This window comes from Methanofollis sp. UBA420 (assembly GCF_002498315.1).
GTDB lineage: Archaea > Halobacteriota > Methanomicrobia > Methanomicrobiales > Methanofollaceae > Methanofollis.
Window position 1 is genome coordinate 31,754 of sequence record NZ_DAGX01000005.1, and the last position, 16,113, is coordinate 47,866.

The following is a 16,113-nucleotide window of genomic DNA, read 5'->3' on the forward strand; positions in this document are numbered from 1 at the left end:
AATTCGGCGGCGCCCGGTTGCTGAAAACCCGAGCATTTTTCTGCAAGCGGAGACGATCACTGATCCATGGCAATCCAGGTAATCGGTGTTCAGGGCCTCCCCCTGATCCAGAACGGCGACGACCTGCCAGCCCTGATCTGCGACCGGGTCAGGTTCGAAGACGGAGATATCCTCGCGGTCGCCTCGTCGGTCTACTCAAAGGCAAAGGGCTTCACCCGCGACCTCGCCGAGATCAACCCCGGTGCGGACGCCGTCCGGATCGCGGCAAAGACGAAGGAAGACCCCCGCTTCGTGCAGGCGGTGCTGGACTCGTCGACCGATATTCTGCTCGAGCACCCGTTCATCCTCTCCGCCCTCCCATCCGGTCACATCGGCGTGCGGGCAGGCGTCGACCACAGCAACGTCGAAGACGGCCGGATCATCGTCCTCCCTCCCGACCCCATGGGGGCCGCCGGCGAGGTCCGGAACGCGATCCGTCGCATCTCCGGAAAGGACGTCCGGGTGCTCATCACCGACACCTGCGGGCGGTCGTTCCGGCGCGGCCAGACCGGCATCGCCATCGGATGGTCAGGAATGACGGCGATCAACGATTATCGGGGCGACACCGACCTCTTCGGCCATGTCCTCGAGATCACCGAAGAAGCAGCGATCGATGAGGTTGCGGCCTTCGCAAACTTCGTCATGGGCGAGAGCCACCAGGGTGTTCCTGCCGTGGTCTTCCGGAACTGCCGGACCTGGAACGGGCACGATTCCGTCTACTTCACGCCGAAAGAGGATATCATCAGGGCGGCCCTGACGGCCCTGAAGAACAAAAAGGATTAGAAGAGGGCATTGAGGATAAAGACTGCCGCCCCGGTCACGATGGTTACGATGATCACGACTTGCGGGCTGATATGGATTGCCCGGTGATCTTCACTGTCGTAGTAGTTGACCAGGCCGGCAGAGGAGACCAGTCTTCCGCCAGATTTTTTCGCCATACAGAAATATTCTCTCTTACCATATTTAAAACACGGGTCCAACCAAATGCAAGCCGCATCGTATGTCGTCACCGGCCGGGCGCTTCTCGGCGAAGACCTCAGGGAAGAGGACGTCAGCATTGTCGTTTCGGGGGGGGTTATCACCTCGATAGAGCCCGCTCCCCGGAGACCGAACCGCTGGATCGTGCCCGCCTTCTTTAACGCCCATACCCACCTCGGCGACACCGTCGCGATGGACCTCCCTGTCCGGGGCAGCCTTGCGGACCTCGTCAAACCCCCGAACGGGTTAAAACACAGGGTCCTTGCGGCAACTCCGCGGGCCGACCTCGTCAGGGGGATGCGGTCAAGCATCGTCGCGATGATCGCGACCGGAACAGCCGGGTTTGCCGACTTCAGGGAAGGAGGGGCTGCAGGTGTGGCGGCGCTCCGCGAGGCGGCCGCCGGACTCGACTGCCTGCCCGTCATCCTCGGCCGCGAAGGCGGCGAGGAGGTGAGCGACGGGGCGGGCATCAGCAGCGCCCACGACGTGGCGAACGCCGAAGAGGTCGTCAGAGGCGCGCGGGCCGCGGGGAGGCTCGTCGCCTTCCACGCCGGGGAGAAGAACCCGGACGATATCGATGAAGCGCTCACGTTTGAGCCAGACCTGCTCGTCCATTGCACCCACGCGACGGACGCGCAGCTCCGGCGGATCGTCGATATGGATATCCCCGTCGCCGTCTGCCCGCGGTCGAACTGGTTGCTCGGCGTCGCGGCGTCCCCGGCGCACCCGCCGATTGCGCGCATCCTCGAACTCGGCGGCAGGTTCTATCTCGGGACGGACAACGTTATGTTCGTCCAGCCGGACCTCTTCCAGGAGATGGCCTTCACCGCGACCGTCTACCGCGCGCCCCCTGCCGACGTCCTGCGCGCTGCGGTCTCGGGGGCCGGACTCGCCGGAAGACCGGGATACCTCGAAGAGGGGCAGGAAGCACATCTGCTGGTCTTAAACCCGGAGAAAGGTAATCTCTCCTTCAGTAAAGACATCCGGGCAACCGTTGTAAAGCGGCTGGATTCTTCATTCGTCGACCAAACAGTTTTAACCACGCAATAGAAAACAGATAAGAAGTATCTGTTCTGCGTGGTGTGTATGTTCCGTAAGATACTTGTTGCTATAGACGGTTCAGAGCCGGCTAACCGGGCTTTAGAGGAGGCTATCGGCGAGGCCGGCGTCTGGAACGCCGAAGTTCATGTTGTTTATGTGGTCGAATCCGGACTCTTTTCGTCCCTTCCTATGGACAACACACTCGAAGTCATGTACAGTGTTTTGCAGAAGGAAGGCAAGGAGGTTCTTGAAGCAGCTCGAAAGAAGGCGGATGCAGCAGGCGTTTCGCTGACCACGCACCTCGGGCAGGGGCATGCGGGGTCTCAGATCGTCGCCCTCGCCAAAGAACTGGGAGTCGATCTCATCATGCTCGGGTCTTACGGCAAGAGCGGTGTCGACCGCCTCCTCCTCGGCAGCGTGACCGATTACGTCGTGCGGAACAGTTCTATTACGACCACGGTGGTGAGATCATAGCCGCTTCTCAGCAGATGTTCGTCCGGGACTTTATGGTAACCGACGTCGTCTGCGTTGAGATCCCCGGCAACAGGGACGACGTTCTGCGCATCTTAAAGCGCACGGGTATAAGTGGTGTGCCGGTCTTGAAGAACGGAGAGCTTGTCGGCATCATCACGCGTAAGGACCTTCTCCGCAAGGCGGAAGAGACCCAGCTCGGGCTTTTGATGACGCCGAACCCGGTCGTCATCAGGCCGGACGCTCCCATCTCGGAGGCGGCCCAGTTGATGGTGCGGCATAACATCAGGAGGCTGCCCGTCATGGAAAACGGGTCGATGATCGGGCTCATCAGCGTGGCCGACCTTATCGGCGCCATCGCCCAGATGCGCCTCACCACCCTCATCAAGGACAACTACGTCAGCAAGACCTATGCCCTCTGGGAAGAGACGCCCCTCTCGCTGGTGGGGAGAGTCCTTGAGATCTCCGGCTACGACGCCATCCCCGTTCTGATGGAGGACGGCACGCTCACCGGCATCATATCGGAGCGGGACCTCATCAGGCACTCGCGCATTGAGGACGGCGTCGAGGTCAGCGACTTCTCAAACGGCACGGACGATGACGAGTGGACCTGGGAGAGCATCCGGGATATGCACACCATCAGTTACGGGATCTCCCGGATCCAGCTCCTCCCGATCCCCGTGAAGAACGCGATGGTCCGGAACGTTCTCGCAGTTCCTTTGAACGCCGAGGTCAGCGAGTGTGCGCTGAAGATGAGGCGGTCCCGGGTCGATCAACTCCCGGTGGTCAACGGGAACAAGCGGCTCATTGCCATGCTCTTCGATCGGGAGTTGATCAAAGTCCTGCTGCCGGACCCGCAGGGTCTGCGAAAGAGTTAAGGGGCAACATTCATATAGTATATGGATGACTATCAAGTCGTGCCCAAAAGTCGGTACGACGATAAATTTATGTTTTATGATATCACTATACGCTTAACCGCTTTTGAGCGAGATAAAGTGTTTTAATGATTTTAGGGGTGCTTCAATGGCTGATATTTCCCAACAGATAATGACAGGCACAACCACGGTAGGACTGATCTTCGACGGCGGCGTTGTCCTTGCGACAGAGATGCGGGCAACGATGGGAACCATGATCGCGAGCAAGCGGGCCAAGAAGATCTATCAGATCACGCCGAGGATTGGCCTCACCACCGCCGGCGGCGTCGGTGACGCGCAGCAACTCGTTCGGATACTGCAGGTCGAGTGCAACCTCTTTGAGATGCGCCGCGGCAAGACCATGTCCGTCGGTGCGGCATCGACCCTGCTCTCGAATTACCTGAATCAGAACCGCTACTACCCGTATTACGTCCAGCTCCTGATGGGCGGGTTCGACGATGAAGGACCGAGCGTCTACTCCGTCGATGCCATGGGCGGAGCGACGAAGGAAGAGGATATCGTCGCTACCGGCTCGGGATCTCCCTATGCCTACGGTGTGCTCGAGGACCAGTATCGCCCCGACATGAAGGAGGACGAGGCAAAGGACCTCGCCGTCCGCGCCGTCAGCTCGGCGATGCGCCGTGACGCTGCATCCGGCGAGAACATCATGGTGGTCGTGATAACGAAGGAGAAATACGAAGAACACATAGAGAGCGGGTTGCAGAGGCCGTCTGCGGCCCACTCGACATCCTGACATTTTTTAGGACGATTTTAATGGTTATTGATGAGAAACTCCGGGACCTTAAGGAGCAGATCGAGAAGATTGTTCCCAGTGGGATTGCAATTTCGGACGTCGAGTTTGAGGGGCCTGAACTTGTCATTTATACCGATGATCCGAAACTGTTTGCCGATCAGGCGGACCTGATAAAAGTACTGGCGCGCGACCTCCGGAAGCGCATCGTCGTGCGCCCGAATATCCTTGAGGACCCGGAACGGGCGGCTCAGGAGATCCGGGCCGTGGTGCCGGAGAGTGCGGGGATCTCCGATCTCTTCTTCGACCCGGAGACCGGCGAAGTCCTGATCGAGGCGGAGAAGCCCGGCGTCGTCATCGGCAAGAACGGCATTACGCTCCGGGAGATCACAAAGCAGATCGGCTGGACGCCGAAGGTTGTCCGGACACCGCCCATCGAGAGTTCGACGGTGAAGCAGATCCGCACCTACCTCCGGTCGGTGAAGGACGAACGCAAGGCGTTCCTGCGAGCGATCGGCCGCCGCATCCACCGGGAGGTCACGAGCAAAGACCAGTGGCTGCGGGTCACCACGCTCGGATGCTGCCGTGAGGTCGGCCGTGCTGCGTTCCTGGTCTCGACGCCGGAGAGCAAGATCCTGGTGGACTGCGGGGAGAAGCCGGGCAGCGCCCAGAACGGGACGCCGTACCTCTACGTGCCCGAGATTTATCCGCTCGACTCGCTCGATGCGGTGGTGCTCACCCATGCGCACCTCGACCACTGCGCTCTCGTTCCCCTTCTCTTCAAGTACGGCTACGAAGGGCCGGTCTACTCGACCCCGCCGACGAGAGACCTCTCGACGATGCTTCAGCTCGACTACCTTGACGTCGTCCGGAAGGAGACGGATAAGATCCCCTACACCTCAAACGAGGTGCGGACCTACATGAAGCACTCCATCACCCTCAACTACGGCAGCGTGACCGATATCGCCCCCGACGTCAAGCTCACCTTCCATAACGCGGGGCATATCCTCGGGTCGGCCATCGCGCACTTCCATATCGGTGAAGGTCTCTACAACATTGCGTTTACCGGGGACTTCAACTACCAGAAGACGCGGCTCTTCTCCCCGGCGGTATCGACCTTTCCCCGCCTTGAGGCGCTCTTCATGGAGAGCACCTACGGCGGGGCGAACGATTTCCAGCCGCCGCGTGAAGTAGCCGAGGCCAAGCTCTACGAGATCGTCACCAGGACGATCGAACGCGGCGGCAAGGTAGTCATCCCGGCCTTCGCTGTCGGCAGGTCGCAGGAGGTCATGCTCGCCCTCGAAGAGGGGATGAGGAAGGAGAAGATCCCGAAGGTGAAGGTCTACCTGGACGGCATGATCAAGGAGGCGACGGCGATCCACACGACCTATCCCGAATACCTCAACGCCGATCTCCGCAACCAGATCTTCCGGGACGGCATGAACCCCTTCCTCTCCGACTGCTTCATCCAGGTGGACTCGTCCGACCTGCGGGAGAAGGTCATCGGCGGCGACCCCTGCGTCATCGTCACGACGAGCGGTATGCTCAATGGCGGCCCTGTGATGGAGTATCTCTACGCCCTCGCACCCGACGAGAGGAATACCCTCGTCTTCGTTGGGTATCAGGCCGACGGCACCTTCGGGCGGCGCCTCCAGAAGGGCTGGCGGGAGATCCCGATCGGCAACCGCGAGACGATGGTCCTCAAGCTCGATATCGACACGGTGGACGGGTTCTCCGGGCACTCCGACCGGAAGCAGTTGATGGGGTTCATCCAGCACCTCCAGCCGCGGCCCGAGAAGATCTTCACGATCCACGGGGACGAGGGGAGCACCATCGACCTTGCAAGCTCGATCTACAAGCGTTTCCACATCGAGACGCGTTCGCCCCTGAACCTCGAAACCTACCGCATGGTATAAAGACAGCATGAAGCAGCGCCTCCCCCTCCTGCTCGGCGTCTTTGCCGTGATGGCGCTTTCGAACGCGATCGTGCCCGTGCTGCCGGCCCTCGCCGATGGGCCGGCCTTGCAGGGCGCCCTTTTTTCCGCATATTTCCTCGGGGCTTTTCTCACGGTTCTGCCGGCAGGAGTCCTCTCCGACAGGGTGGGCCGGGTACCCCTGATACGGGCCGGCCTTGTCCTGACACTCGCGAGCGGCGCGGCGATCTTTGCCTTCCCCGACCCTCTGGTCCTCCTTGCAGCACGGGGCATCGAGGGGATCGGTGCAGGTCTCTTCGTGCCCGCGGCGATGTCCTGGATCAACCTCCAGCCAGACCACGAGCATATGAGCGGCAACTTCATCGCCGCCCTGAATGTCGGTCTGGTCTCCGGCCTTCTCGGGGCAGGCTTTCTCAGCGACGTGGCAGGGATCATGGGCGGGGTTGCGGTCTTCACCGCGGCGACGGTGGTGCCGCTCGTGCTTTCGGCCCTGATGGCAGAGGCGAACGCTCCCGAAGGGAGAAATGGCGGGCTCATCGGGATCGGAAAGAACTATTTCTGGCTGTATGTCTCGGCAATCGTCCTTGTCGGCGCGACAGGGGCGGTGACGGCGATCTATCCGGACTTCACCGGCGAGACGCCGGCAACCCTGAGCCTGCAGTTAGGAATGATGAACGTGGCGACGATCATCGCCTCCATCGCGGCGTCACGGGCCCACCTGGCACCGATCCCGACGATACGAGCGTCGGCCGTGGTGATGGCCGCGGCGGTCGCCTTCTCCTATCTCACCCCGCTCGCGTTCGTGCTCGTCGGCGGGATCGCCGGCGTGGTGATGATCGCCCAGATCAATTACCTTGCAGCAGACCAGGCGAGACAGGGGGCGGTGATGGGCCTCTTCAATGCGTCGAGTTATGCGGGGATGACCCTCCTCCCCTTTATGGCGGGAGTGGTCGCGGAAACAAATGGATTTATGATGGCATTTGCTGTCACCGCCATCCTTTCGGCCGTGATGGCCGTCACCATCGGGCGGTGCCGGTGCCCGGCATCAATCGCAGTGAACCGGAGATTACCATGACAGAAAAGAATGCATTTGAAAACCTGGAGGGGTCCGGTGTCGACGAGAAGTTTGCGTCCATCGGAATCTCACCGGAAGCACAGGTCGACATCCTCGAGCTCCAGCGTCTCAGCCGCAGATACGGTTTCCGTGCCGTCGTGTATTTCGAGGAGGAGATGGCACAGGCAGGGGACCTTGCGGCGGACGAAAAGGAGTACGCGGGCGTGCCCGAGAGCGACCGGCCCTTCGTCTCCGTCGACGACTTCCTGAAATTTGCCCGCGAGTACGATCCCTACTCCTTCGACATACGCCTCAAGGAACTCCCGATCATGATCGAGGTCGTGTCCGTGGGGGAGATCGCGGGCACGCCCTATGTAACCGGCCTGATGCCCTTCCTCGACGAACTCGACACCTTCGAGGAGCCCGAGGTCATGGGGTGAAAGAGTCCGAAAAAAAATCGCGTGTGAAAAAGTTCTGTAAAAATTCTGATCGTGAGTGCACGTGCCGGGGGGTTTCACCCCCCGGTCCCCCCACCATTACGATAGGGGGTGGATGGCAGTCATCTTCGATATGCAGGGTTAATCCTTCCCCCGGCATAGTGTTTAGGGGAAGGCGGCGGTTTGGAGTATCACTTCAAACGTACCCCGGGAACCGAGCACCCCCTACCCCTCTCTCTCCTCAAGGACCTGCAGAGCAGCAGCAGCAGCAGCCCTCTTCGCTTCGGCCTTGCTCCTGCCGGTACCGGGGGCCGAGAAGAGACCGGGGACGGTGACCGCACAGACAAAGGTCGGGGCATGGTCAGGGCCCTGCCGGTCGAGGACATGGTACTCGGGCAGGTCGCCGGCGTGGTCCTTCTGGACGCGTTCCTGGAGTCTGCCGATGGTGTTCTCGCCGGTATCGAAGTGGAGGATGTCGTCGGCGACAAGGCCGAGCACGACCTCCCGCGTCCTGTCCAGCCCGACATGGAGGTACAGGGCGCAGATGAAGGCCTCGAAGACGTCGGCGATGATCGACGTCGTGAGGGCCTGGCCCGTTCCAAGGAGGATCAGCCTCTCAAGCCCTATGCCGGTGCCGGGCACGATCGTGCCGAGGTGCTCGTTCTTCACCGCCTCCATCCTCTTCGAGAGGGCGCCCTCGGAGCAGTTGAAGGTGGAGAAGAGGTACTCGGCCACGATGAAGTTGAGGATGCGGTCGCCGAGGAACTCGATGCGTTCATAGTCAGGGCAGGGCAGCTTGCCGCAGGGGTGCTCGTGGGCGTACGAGCGGTGCGTGAAGGCCCGGTCGTAGCAGGCAAGCGCCTCGTCGGTGACTCCGGTGATGCCGATCGGTTGTTGTGCAAGAAAAGCGAGAAAGTCCTGTTTTCGTGTCCATTCCATCTGCAGACCACCCTGGAGAAGACGACGGGTACAGGTGCGGTCGACCCGCCGGGAGGGAAAAACCTATTCTTCTGTAAAGAATAGGATTCCAGTGACTATGAAGATGCTTATCGGCGGCGCATGGGTGGATGCGTCATCAGAGAGGACTATGGACGTCGTGAACCCCGCCACCTGGGAAACGATCGAGAGGGTGCCCCTCGGCGGCCCTGAGGACGGAGGCGCCGCCGTCGAGGCCGCAGGGGAGGCGCTCGCCGGATGGGCAGGCCAGACCTCCCTCGACAGGGGGAAGGTGCTCTATCGTACCGCGGACCTGGTGCGCGGCGAGGTCGACACCCTGGCGACGACCCTTGTCGCCGAACAGGGCAAGCCCCTGCGCGAGGCGAAGGACGAAGTGCGAGGCTTCGCCCATATCCTGGAGTACTATGCCGGGCTTGCCTCCTCACTCATGGGGGAGACGCTGAACACACAGGCGTACGGTAGGATCATCGTCGAAAAAAGGCCTCTCGGCATCTGCGTCGGCATCGTGCCCTGGAACATGCCGGTGCTCATCGCGGGCTGGAAGATCGGGCCTGCCCTCCTTGCCGGCAATACCGTCGTGCTCAAACCGGCCAGCACCACGCCTCTCACGACCCTCGCCATCGGCGACCTCTTCTGCCGGGCAGGTCTCCCGGCAGGGGCCCTCAACATCGTCACCGGTCCCGGGGAGACCCTCGGCGAGGCGCTGGTCACCCACCCCGATGTCAGGAAGGTCTCCTTCACCGGGGAGATCGGCACGGGCAGGCACGTGGCCGAGGCCGCCGCGCAGACGATAAAGCACGTCACCCTGGAACTCGGCGGGAGCGACCCGATGATCGTCTGCGACGACGCCGACCTTGAGGCAGCGGTCGCAGGGGCGGTCGCCGGCCGGTTTTATAACTGCGGGCAGACCTGCACGGCAGTGAAGAGGCTCTTCGTCTTCTCCAGTGTCGCCGACCGGTTCAGGGCCCTCCTCACCAGGAAAACAGAAGAGATCAGGGTCGGGAACGGGATGGAAGCCGGCGTCAGGATGGGGCCGCTGAACAATGCCCCCGGCCAGGAGCGGATGCGGCAGGTGGTCGAGGAGATCGAGGGCGAGGGCCGGATCCTCACCGGGGGGAAGGTGCCGCCGGGAAAGGGTTTCTTCTTCGAACCGACTGTGGTCGCCGGCCTTGCACCCGACGCCCTCTCCCTCCGCGAGGAAGTCTTCGGGCCCGTCCTCCCGGTCGTCGAGGTGGAGAGTCTCGACGAAGCGCTTCAGGAGGCGAACAGCACGAAGTACGGACTCGGGGCATCGATCTGGACAAAGAACCTGGAGCGGGCCGAGCGGGGCTGCAGGGACCTGGAAGCCGGCATCGTCTGGGTGAACCAGCACCTCAAGATCCCGCCTGAGGCTCCTTTCGGCGGGACGAAGTGGAGCGGTATCGGGCGGGAAAACGGTCGTGCCGCACTGGACAGGTACACCGAGGAAAGATCGATCCTTGTCAGAACATAAAAGGGCAGGGCGCTGCCGGAAAACCTTCCCCTCCATTCAGGTCGGGAGGAATCGTGTGTTTGTGGGAAGATGAAGGAAATAGGGAAGATAGTGCGCTTCAGTCTCTGAAGAGCACGTGGGTGGTCATCGACTCCGCGCCGAAGAACGCCTTGCAGAACTCGCCCATCTTCTTGGGGCCGTATTCCTTGCAGGAGAAGATATCGAGATAGGCAGCGTTGGTCTCGTTGGCAAAGTGACCGGAGACAAGGGAGGTCTCGATGAGCTGCATCATAGAATAGCCGGCGACCTTCTCACACGGGCCGAAGTGAACGACGGTCGGTTCGCCGAAACGCTTCATGTCGATGAGGTCGCAGAGTTCTACGATGAACTGCTTGATCTTGTCGGCGTCTCTGATGGTGGCCGGGTTGCAGTTCTTCAGGTCGACACTCGTGTACAGACCCCAGGATCCCTGAGCGTTAAACTTCTTGATGATCTCGTCGTCTGAGAGAGTATCCCAGTAGTTCGTGGTCTCGTTCAGGGTGAGCATGTCATTCTGGTTGTGAATCTCGGTTGCGGTCATATTCATCACGATCCCCTCCGGGAGAGTTCCCTGGAGGCTATGATGTAATAACAACATCAATTGAAGATTTAAAAATATCTATCCAGATACCCCACAGGGAATGAGATAAAACGGGCAGATTAGAGAATAAAATGAGAATTAATGACCAATAATGAGGGATTTCTGGAATAGATGGCAATATTATGCCGAAACCGATCTACCCCGGATTTACGCCGCGTTTGATCCTCCCGTACACAGCAGGGCACGCCCGTGGCCCCGATCGGTTTTGCGCTCTATAAATGGCCAGATTTACATTCGGCACCATCAGACTCATGGAAAAAAGGATTTGAAGGGTTTAATTTGGCTAAAACAAGTCAATTCTGTTTTAATTTGAAATTTTAAGTTTCCAGAAAGAATAATCAGAGATAGTATGGCCATTCCTCCATTATATCAGGCAAATGGAAAAACGTCCATATATCTGTGAATTCAGTATGAAAAATAAATGGAAAATAATGTGTTCATCGATGAACATTATCATTCATTTGCCACCTGCCGGTGCGGCAAGGCATCCAGTTCGGGGGCGGAACCGAACGCGGCCACATACCGCGCCACGGCCCGCGGCGCACCGTCAAGAAGACGGCGGACGGTGTTATAGACACTCGGGCGGACGGCAGGATCGACCGAACGCATGACCCCGAGAAGGACGGCGACAAGGGGGGCCTGATGCTCCTCTCCCATCCTGTCAAGGGCGCCGAAGACATCCAGGGCGCTGACCGTGTTGTACTCGTTGATCCCGGCAAGACGTCCAAGCACCCGGGCAAGATACTCCCTCCCGGCCGGGGTCTCCAGGGAGACCATCCTGTTGCGGACGAACCTCCCGTAGAGCGCCCTCTGGTCATTGCTCTGCTCGATCCTGAAGGACGGCGACGCCTCTACCCGCCGCACAAGGTCGATACAGTCGGGCGCCGTGACGCCGGCGACGACGGCAAGGAACATTTCCCAGGAGACCAGGTCGGCCCGGGATTCTTCCTCGAAGATATCGAGCACGGCCATGCGGTCGGGCGCCGACGAGTCCATATAGGCTGCAAAGGCAGCAAGACGGTCGGTGGTGCAGGAGGCCCTCTCAAACTGCTCCCTGATCAGGGCGTGCACCGCGGGCGTGTCGAGGGAGGCGAGGAGGCCGAGGACCACATTCTTCACCTGCCGCGCCTTGATCGCGGCCGGACTCCGGTCGGCAGGCGCCGCGGCGTACCGGAGGTACAGGAGACGGAGGGCCTCTTCATACCGGGAGGCGATGTCCCTCTGGAGGCGGTCCCGTGCTTCGTGCAGTGCGGTGTAGCGGTGGGCATAGCGGGGGTCGTCGACCGACTCGAAGATGGTCAGAAAATCCCCGCCGACCGCGGCCATCAGGGCGTCATCGGAGAGGAGGTCGGCATAGAGGTCAGAGAAAGCAGGCGATGGGACTGCATCGGGATCGTCAAGGAGTCTGATCATCTCGGCCTCTGCAAGGTTCTGGAAAGCGCAGAACCTTCCAATCATATCGGGGTCGTGCCGCGCCCGGAGATGACGTTCTTCCGGCGTTGCATCGTCAATCAGTTTCCCGTAGAATGAATAGCCGCGGTTTGCCGCGACAAAGGCCGGCCTTTCCACGCCGGTAAAGACGACCTCCTCGTGGCGTCCGGTGACCTGGTGGGTCGCCCCCGCGACCTCGCGGCCCTCCCTGTCCATCAGGGCGATCGCACAGGGGAACTCCCAGGGCTCCATACCCGCGGGTGTCTCCTGATCGAGGGTGAGGGTGCAGGTGCGAGACGTGGGGTCATAGGAGTGCACCATCCGCACCGTCGGGTACCCTGTCTGCTTCAGCCAGAGATGCGCCATGCGTGCAAAACTCCTTCCTGCCACCTCCTCCATCGCATCAAGCCAGTCCTGCCTCGACGCGTTGCCATGGGCAAACCGCCGGTGATAGAGGTCGAGGCCCCGGGCAAAGGCCTCCCTCCCCATGACAGTCTCGATCATCCTGACGAACTCGGGGGCCTTGACATAGGTGACGCCGTTGATCAGTTCGTTCGGGTCGTTGAACCCGTCAGGCTCGATCGGCATGGAGGCCGCGCCGGCGTCGAGGGCGAAAGTCCCGGTCTCCGGGTCGACGAGGTCGACGACACTCTGGAGACGGGCATAGTCTTCGCCGAAGAGGAAGGCGAAGTGCGCGTTCTCCACGTGGACTGTCACCGCCTCGTTGAGCCAGAGTTCGAAGGGGCTCTTTCCGGTGACCTCGGAACCGTTCAGGTTGTGGTAGTACTCGTGGACCTTCACCCGGATCATGTACTCATAGGCCCGGTCGGTCATCCGCCTGTACGGCATGATCCTGTTGGCCGTGATCGTGGTGTTGCCGACATTCTCCATGCCGCCATAGTCCGAGTTCTGCATCCCGATCTCGCGGTAGACCGTGCCGGTGTAGGCATAGCCCGGATTGATCTTCCGGACCTTGCGGGCGAGGTCGGCACGGAGGGCCGAGACCCGCCCGGCGTCCCCGTCCTCTTTCGCCCTGTCGCGTTCGTGGCAGAGGGCCCAGAGATCGGCACGGAGATCGGTGTGGCCGTATTGGTCGGGGCCGGTGAAGAGATAGACCCAGAGAACGCCGTCGGCAAGCGCCTCCAGGGAAGCCCTGGCGACCGCCGGGTCAGAGCCAGGCGGTGCAAGCAGTTCGAGGGCGAAGGTCCGGCCGTCCGGGTACTCGAACTCGCGGGAAAAGGTGGCGTACGTCCCCACACCGAGGAAGAAGAGGTACGGCGCCATCGGTGTCGTCGTGTTGTCGTAGGTGATGACGCTCCTGCCATCGCCCATCGGCTTCCTCCCGGATAGGACGTCCCCGTTGGAGATGATATTTGTGTAGCGCTCGTCGGCGATGATCGTCGTCGTATAGGTGCACTTCGCCGTCATGTCGTCGAAGCATGGGACAAGTCTCTGAAAACCCCATTGCTGGCACTGGGTGATCTGGGTCGGCGGCGCCCCTGCCGGAGTCTCGTCGTAGTACAGGCCTTCAAGCAGCGTCCGTGACGGCCTGCAGCGTGTCCTGGTGAGGAGATGGAGGTCGGTGCCCGGTCCGACCGGGGCGTCGAAGGAGAAGACGAGGAAGTGACGGTCCCGGTCATAGGTGATACCGGCCGCGGCCTCCTCGCATGAGGCGGCCACGACTTCGAGGTCGCGGACATTCAGTTCAAGACGGTTGACCGGCCGGTCGCGCACCCGGACATGCAGGCGCGAAGAGACGTCGGTGACATCGTCACAGACAGAGAAGGTGAGGTCCATGTGGACGACCTCGACAGGCAGTTCCCCGAAATCTTCAGGATAATAGGTAAAAATACGCGTCATCGACTCGAAAAAGGATGGGCCGGGAAAGGGGATTACTGTTCCGACAGCAGGCCCTGCACCAGGGACCTGACTTTGCCGAGGGGAACTCCCCGATCTGTCAGGACGCAGAGGATACTGTCGCCATGAGGCACAGTACAGAGACGGCCGACAGGCGTCTCAAGGATGAAGTACGAGAGACTCCCCGCGCCCAGGGAACCGAGGAGGGAATCGGACTCCCAGAGGGAGGCTGCAATATCGGCACATGCAAGCCCTTCAGGGCAGGACCCCGCAAGAACGGTCATCTCCTCCTCGGTACACCGTGCCACCAGGCGGACGCCGTCCTCCTCCCGGGGGAGGGGGGAGGAAACCGGCACTCCGGCCGCCTCGCTCCGGGAAAGGCCAGCGGAAATATTCTCTTTCTCTTCGTTGTGGACGGGCACGTCCTCTGCCTGACACCAGGCGACGGCGGCGGCGAACTCCTCGTCGTCGTACTTGCAGAGAGTCAGTTCGAGGACCTCCATGGAGGAGAGGTATTCACGCGCCGCATTCCCTCTCAGTGTGATACCACCGTATCTGAAGAAGTACGCGACCGCCTCACCCCTCCTGATCAGGACAAAACCCCTGCCGTCCCTGACGGCGACCTTCACCGCCCCGAGAAAACGCACCGTATGGGAGTAAACCCAGGACAGGGGGGCTTGCATCGTTCCAAGGCTGGTTCCTTCAGGCAGATTGTTGGTCATAGCACAGATTCGATAAGGTCGCGGTTCTTCTTCATCTCATACCTGACACGCCCGGCATTCGCACCGGGCTCAAGGAGCACCATCAGCACAGGGCCGTTCCCGAGAGGCGTGGCAAGGATGTTCCCCCCGTCCGCTTCGAGCATTGCGTCCTCGTAGCCGTCGGCACCGATCCCCGCGGAGAGACGTTCCCAGACGTCCCGCACCGTGGGGACAAGAGATGCCGCGGTTTCCCAGTCCGCAGTCCCGGCCTCGCCGAGAATCTCGCCGTCAGGCCCCGCGACGCATGCGGCAACGGCCCCGGCAACGAGCAGTTTGCTCAGGGTAAAGTTAATCAGCAGAGTATCTCCCTCCAGTCATCTTCATTATTCCGGGGAAAGGATCCTCTCCCTCACCCGCCCGGCGACCCCCTCGTCGGGGGTCTGACCGAACGCCCGGGCACAGGCGCTGGCCCGTGCCGCGAGGAGAAACCCGGCAGAATAGCCGGATCTCTCCTTCGGCGCCAGAGCGACGATGTCGCAGAGCGGCATAACCCCACTCATTTGCCGTCTTCACGCGAGAGGGCGTCAAGGATCTTGTACGAGTTGAGCATCCTGTTGAATGAGGTGGCGAGTTCGCCGATCTCGTCGTTGGTCATGATCTTCACCTCAGAGTTCCGCAGGTCGCCCATAGAGACGCTCCTCGCCACCTCGGAGAGCTGAGTGATGGGACTTGTGATGCTTGTTGCAAGGAAGAAACTCCACATCACCACAAGGCCGAGAGTCACGAGAGTGAGGAGAAAGACAGTCGCAGGCAGGCCGATTGCTGCCACGATACCCTCGGTGTCGCCCATAGAAATGAGGCCGATGAGCGCGATCGGGAGCACTGCCACAAAGAGCATGCTCACGAAGAGTTTGTAGAAGATCGGGATCTGGAGGGTGATGCTCCGCCCCGTCGTGCCGGACTTGATCGAACCTTCCATACTCAGATATTTACGTGCTCCAAATTTAAATATTTTGATTTTTGGTTTGATGCATTTTTTACCAAATTATAAATTAATAAGTATTTGCTCGACTTAAGCAGGTATCAAAAGACGTAATGATAAAAATACGGCTCAGGAAAAAAGGAAAACGGGAGATTACTCATTCTCGGCCTTAGATGCAGGATTACGGGACGAACGCCCTATCAGGGAGAGCACGGCAGGCATCACGATGATCGCACCAATCAGGGAGAAACCCACCGTGATCACGGTGACCACGCCGAAGTTCTGGATGATGTTAAAGCTGGAGAGGATGAGCGCCGAGAAGCCGAAGACCGTGGTCATGCCTGAGACGGTGATCGCCGTCCCTATCTGGGAGACGCTCTGCTGGACCGCATCATAGAGTTCTCTCCCCTTCTCCCTTTCCTCATAGTATCTCTCCATGATCAGGATGGTGTACT

At 60.5% G+C, this 16,113-nt stretch carries 18 protein-coding genes; 9 read left to right on the forward strand and 9 right to left on the reverse strand.

The genetic code is table 11. From position 1 onward, the window contains the following. Nucleotides 1-66: 66 nt before the first annotated feature. Nucleotides 67-822, forward strand: coding sequence for a coenzyme F420-0:L-glutamate ligase (locus BP869_RS06345; protein ID WP_292409009.1), 756 nt, complete (start codon nucleotides 67-69; stop codon nucleotides 820-822). Here BP869_RS06345 and BP869_RS06350 read toward each other — a convergent pair. Next, the gene (locus BP869_RS06350) at nucleotides 819-977 is read right to left on the reverse strand and encodes a preprotein translocase subunit Sec61beta (RefSeq protein WP_292409006.1); all 159 of its coding nucleotides are present in this window, start codon (nucleotides 975-977) and stop codon (nucleotides 819-821) included. The two genes, BP869_RS06345 and BP869_RS06350, sit on opposite strands and share 4 nt — an antisense overlap. Nucleotides 978-1,023: 46 nt before the next feature. Between BP869_RS06350 and BP869_RS06355 the strand changes: the two genes are divergently transcribed. The 7 genes from BP869_RS06355 to BP869_RS06385 all read left to right on the forward strand — a co-directional run bounded on the left by BP869_RS06355 (nucleotide 1,024) and on the right by BP869_RS06385 (nucleotide 7,622). After that, the gene (locus BP869_RS06355; protein ID WP_292409004.1) at nucleotides 1,024-2,067 is read left to right on the forward strand and encodes an amidohydrolase family protein; all 1,044 of its coding nucleotides are present in this window, start codon (nucleotides 1,024-1,026) and stop codon (nucleotides 2,065-2,067) included. Nucleotides 2,068-2,103: 36 nt separating this feature from the next. Next, nucleotides 2,104-2,532 (forward strand): universal stress protein, encoded by a 429-nt coding sequence (locus BP869_RS06360; RefSeq protein WP_292409002.1) that lies wholly within the window; start codon nucleotides 2,104-2,106, stop codon nucleotides 2,530-2,532. Between the two features lie 14 nt (nucleotides 2,533-2,546). Next, the gene (locus tag BP869_RS06365) at nucleotides 2,547-3,407 is read left to right on the forward strand and encodes a CBS domain-containing protein (RefSeq protein WP_292409000.1); all 861 of its coding nucleotides are present in this window, start codon (nucleotides 2,547-2,549) and stop codon (nucleotides 3,405-3,407) included. 145 nt (nucleotides 3,408-3,552) lie between these two features. Further along, nucleotides 3,553-4,197, forward strand: a complete 645-nt coding sequence (psmB, locus tag BP869_RS06370) for an archaeal proteasome endopeptidase complex subunit beta (RefSeq protein WP_292408998.1) — start codon at nucleotides 3,553-3,555, stop codon at nucleotides 4,195-4,197. Between the two features lie 20 nt (nucleotides 4,198-4,217). Beyond that, nucleotides 4,218-6,110 (forward strand): beta-CASP ribonuclease aCPSF1, encoded by a 1,893-nt coding sequence (locus tag BP869_RS06375; RefSeq protein ID WP_342677980.1) that lies wholly within the window; start codon nucleotides 4,218-4,220, stop codon nucleotides 6,108-6,110. Nucleotides 6,111-6,117: 7 nt separating this feature from the next. Then, nucleotides 6,118-7,203: an MFS transporter gene (locus BP869_RS06380; RefSeq protein ID WP_342677982.1), complete on the forward strand. Its 1,086-nt coding sequence runs from the start codon at nucleotides 6,118-6,120 to the stop codon at nucleotides 7,201-7,203. Continuing rightward, nucleotides 7,200-7,622 (forward strand): hypothetical protein, encoded by a 423-nt coding sequence (locus BP869_RS06385; protein WP_342677984.1) that lies wholly within the window; start codon nucleotides 7,200-7,202, stop codon nucleotides 7,620-7,622. The genes BP869_RS06380 and BP869_RS06385 overlap by 4 nt, the downstream gene beginning before the upstream one ends. A gap of 222 nt (nucleotides 7,623-7,844) precedes the next feature. On the opposite strand, the gene BP869_RS06390 is transcribed toward BP869_RS06385, so the two are convergent. Then, complete coding sequence (locus BP869_RS06390; RefSeq protein WP_342677986.1) at nucleotides 7,845-8,558, reverse strand: ribonuclease III family protein; 714 nt, start codon at nucleotides 8,556-8,558, stop codon at nucleotides 7,845-7,847. Nucleotides 8,559-8,655: 97 nt separating this feature from the next. On the opposite strand from BP869_RS06390, the gene BP869_RS06395 reads away from it, so the two are divergent. Next, nucleotides 8,656-10,068 (forward strand): aldehyde dehydrogenase family protein, encoded by a 1,413-nt coding sequence (locus tag BP869_RS06395; RefSeq protein WP_342677988.1) that lies wholly within the window; start codon nucleotides 8,656-8,658, stop codon nucleotides 10,066-10,068. Between the two features lie 97 nt (nucleotides 10,069-10,165). On the opposite strand, the gene speD is transcribed toward BP869_RS06395, so the two are convergent. The 7 genes from speD to BP869_RS06430 all read right to left on the reverse strand — a co-directional run. Next, nucleotides 10,166-10,594, reverse strand: coding sequence for an S-adenosylmethionine decarboxylase (speD, locus tag BP869_RS06400; protein ID WP_342679100.1), 429 nt, complete (start codon nucleotides 10,592-10,594; stop codon nucleotides 10,166-10,168). Between the two features lie 546 nt (nucleotides 10,595-11,140). After that, nucleotides 11,141-13,978: a M1 family metallopeptidase gene (locus BP869_RS06405; protein WP_342677991.1), complete on the reverse strand. Its 2,838-nt coding sequence runs from the start codon at nucleotides 13,976-13,978 to the stop codon at nucleotides 11,141-11,143. A 32-nt stretch (nucleotides 13,979-14,010) separates the two neighbouring features. Then, nucleotides 14,011-14,697 carry a roadblock/LC7 domain-containing protein gene (locus BP869_RS06410; protein WP_342677993.1) on the reverse strand — a complete coding sequence of 229 codons (687 nt, stop codon included), beginning with the start codon at nucleotides 14,695-14,697 and terminating at the stop codon, nucleotides 14,011-14,013. Beyond that, complete coding sequence (locus tag BP869_RS06415; protein WP_067050072.1) at nucleotides 14,694-14,900, reverse strand: roadblock/LC7 domain-containing protein; 207 nt, start codon at nucleotides 14,898-14,900, stop codon at nucleotides 14,694-14,696. Before BP869_RS06415 ends, BP869_RS06410 begins: the two co-directional genes overlap by 4 nt. A 159-nt stretch (nucleotides 14,901-15,059) precedes the next feature. After that, nucleotides 15,060-15,224, reverse strand: coding sequence for a hypothetical protein (locus BP869_RS06420; RefSeq protein WP_342677997.1), 165 nt, complete (start codon nucleotides 15,222-15,224; stop codon nucleotides 15,060-15,062). Nucleotides 15,225-15,232: 8 nt separating this feature from the next. Beyond that, nucleotides 15,233-15,655, reverse strand: coding sequence for a HAMP domain-containing protein (locus BP869_RS06425; RefSeq protein ID WP_067050068.1), 423 nt, complete (start codon nucleotides 15,653-15,655; stop codon nucleotides 15,233-15,235). A gap of 156 nt (nucleotides 15,656-15,811) precedes the next feature. Next, the coding region (locus BP869_RS06430) for an MMPL family transporter (protein WP_342678000.1) at nucleotides 15,812-16,113 on the reverse strand (302 nt) is incomplete at its 5' end.

Coding starts and splice junctions, on each gene's coding strand:
- BP869_RS06345 (WP_292409009.1), top strand. CDS start 67: ATGGCAATCCAGGTAATCGGTGTTCAGGGCCTCCCCCTGATCCAGAAC.
- BP869_RS06350 (WP_292409006.1), bottom strand. CDS start 977: ATGGCGAAAAAATCTGGCGGAAGACTGGTCTCCTCTGCCGGCCTGGTC.
- BP869_RS06355 (WP_292409004.1), top strand. CDS start 1,024: ATGCAAGCCGCATCGTATGTCGTCACCGGCCGGGCGCTTCTCGGCGAA.
- BP869_RS06360 (WP_292409002.1), top strand. CDS start 2,104: ATGTTCCGTAAGATACTTGTTGCTATAGACGGTTCAGAGCCGGCTAAC.
- BP869_RS06365 (WP_292409000.1), top strand. CDS start 2,547: ATGTTCGTCCGGGACTTTATGGTAACCGACGTCGTCTGCGTTGAGATC.
- psmB (WP_292408998.1), top strand. CDS start 3,553: ATGGCTGATATTTCCCAACAGATAATGACAGGCACAACCACGGTAGGA.
- BP869_RS06375 (WP_342677980.1), top strand. CDS start 4,218: ATGGTTATTGATGAGAAACTCCGGGACCTTAAGGAGCAGATCGAGAAG.
- BP869_RS06380 (WP_342677982.1), top strand. CDS start 6,118: ATGAAGCAGCGCCTCCCCCTCCTGCTCGGCGTCTTTGCCGTGATGGCG.
- BP869_RS06385 (WP_342677984.1), top strand. CDS start 7,200: ATGACAGAAAAGAATGCATTTGAAAACCTGGAGGGGTCCGGTGTCGAC.
- BP869_RS06390 (WP_342677986.1), bottom strand. CDS start 8,558: ATGGAATGGACACGAAAACAGGACTTTCTCGCTTTTCTTGCACAACAA.
- BP869_RS06395 (WP_342677988.1), top strand. CDS start 8,656: ATGAAGATGCTTATCGGCGGCGCATGGGTGGATGCGTCATCAGAGAGG.
- speD (WP_342679100.1), bottom strand. CDS start 10,594: ATGCTCACCCTGAACGAGACCACGAACTACTGGGATACTCTCTCAGAC.
- BP869_RS06405 (WP_342677991.1), bottom strand. CDS start 13,978: ATGACGCGTATTTTTACCTATTATCCTGAAGATTTCGGGGAACTGCCT.
- BP869_RS06410 (WP_342677993.1), bottom strand. CDS start 14,697: ATGACCAACAATCTGCCTGAAGGAACCAGCCTTGGAACGATGCAAGCC.
- BP869_RS06420 (WP_342677997.1), bottom strand. CDS start 15,224: ATGCCGCTCTGCGACATCGTCGCTCTGGCGCCGAAGGAGAGATCCGGC.
- BP869_RS06425 (WP_067050068.1), bottom strand. CDS start 15,655: ATGGAAGGTTCGATCAAGTCCGGCACGACGGGGCGGAGCATCACCCTC.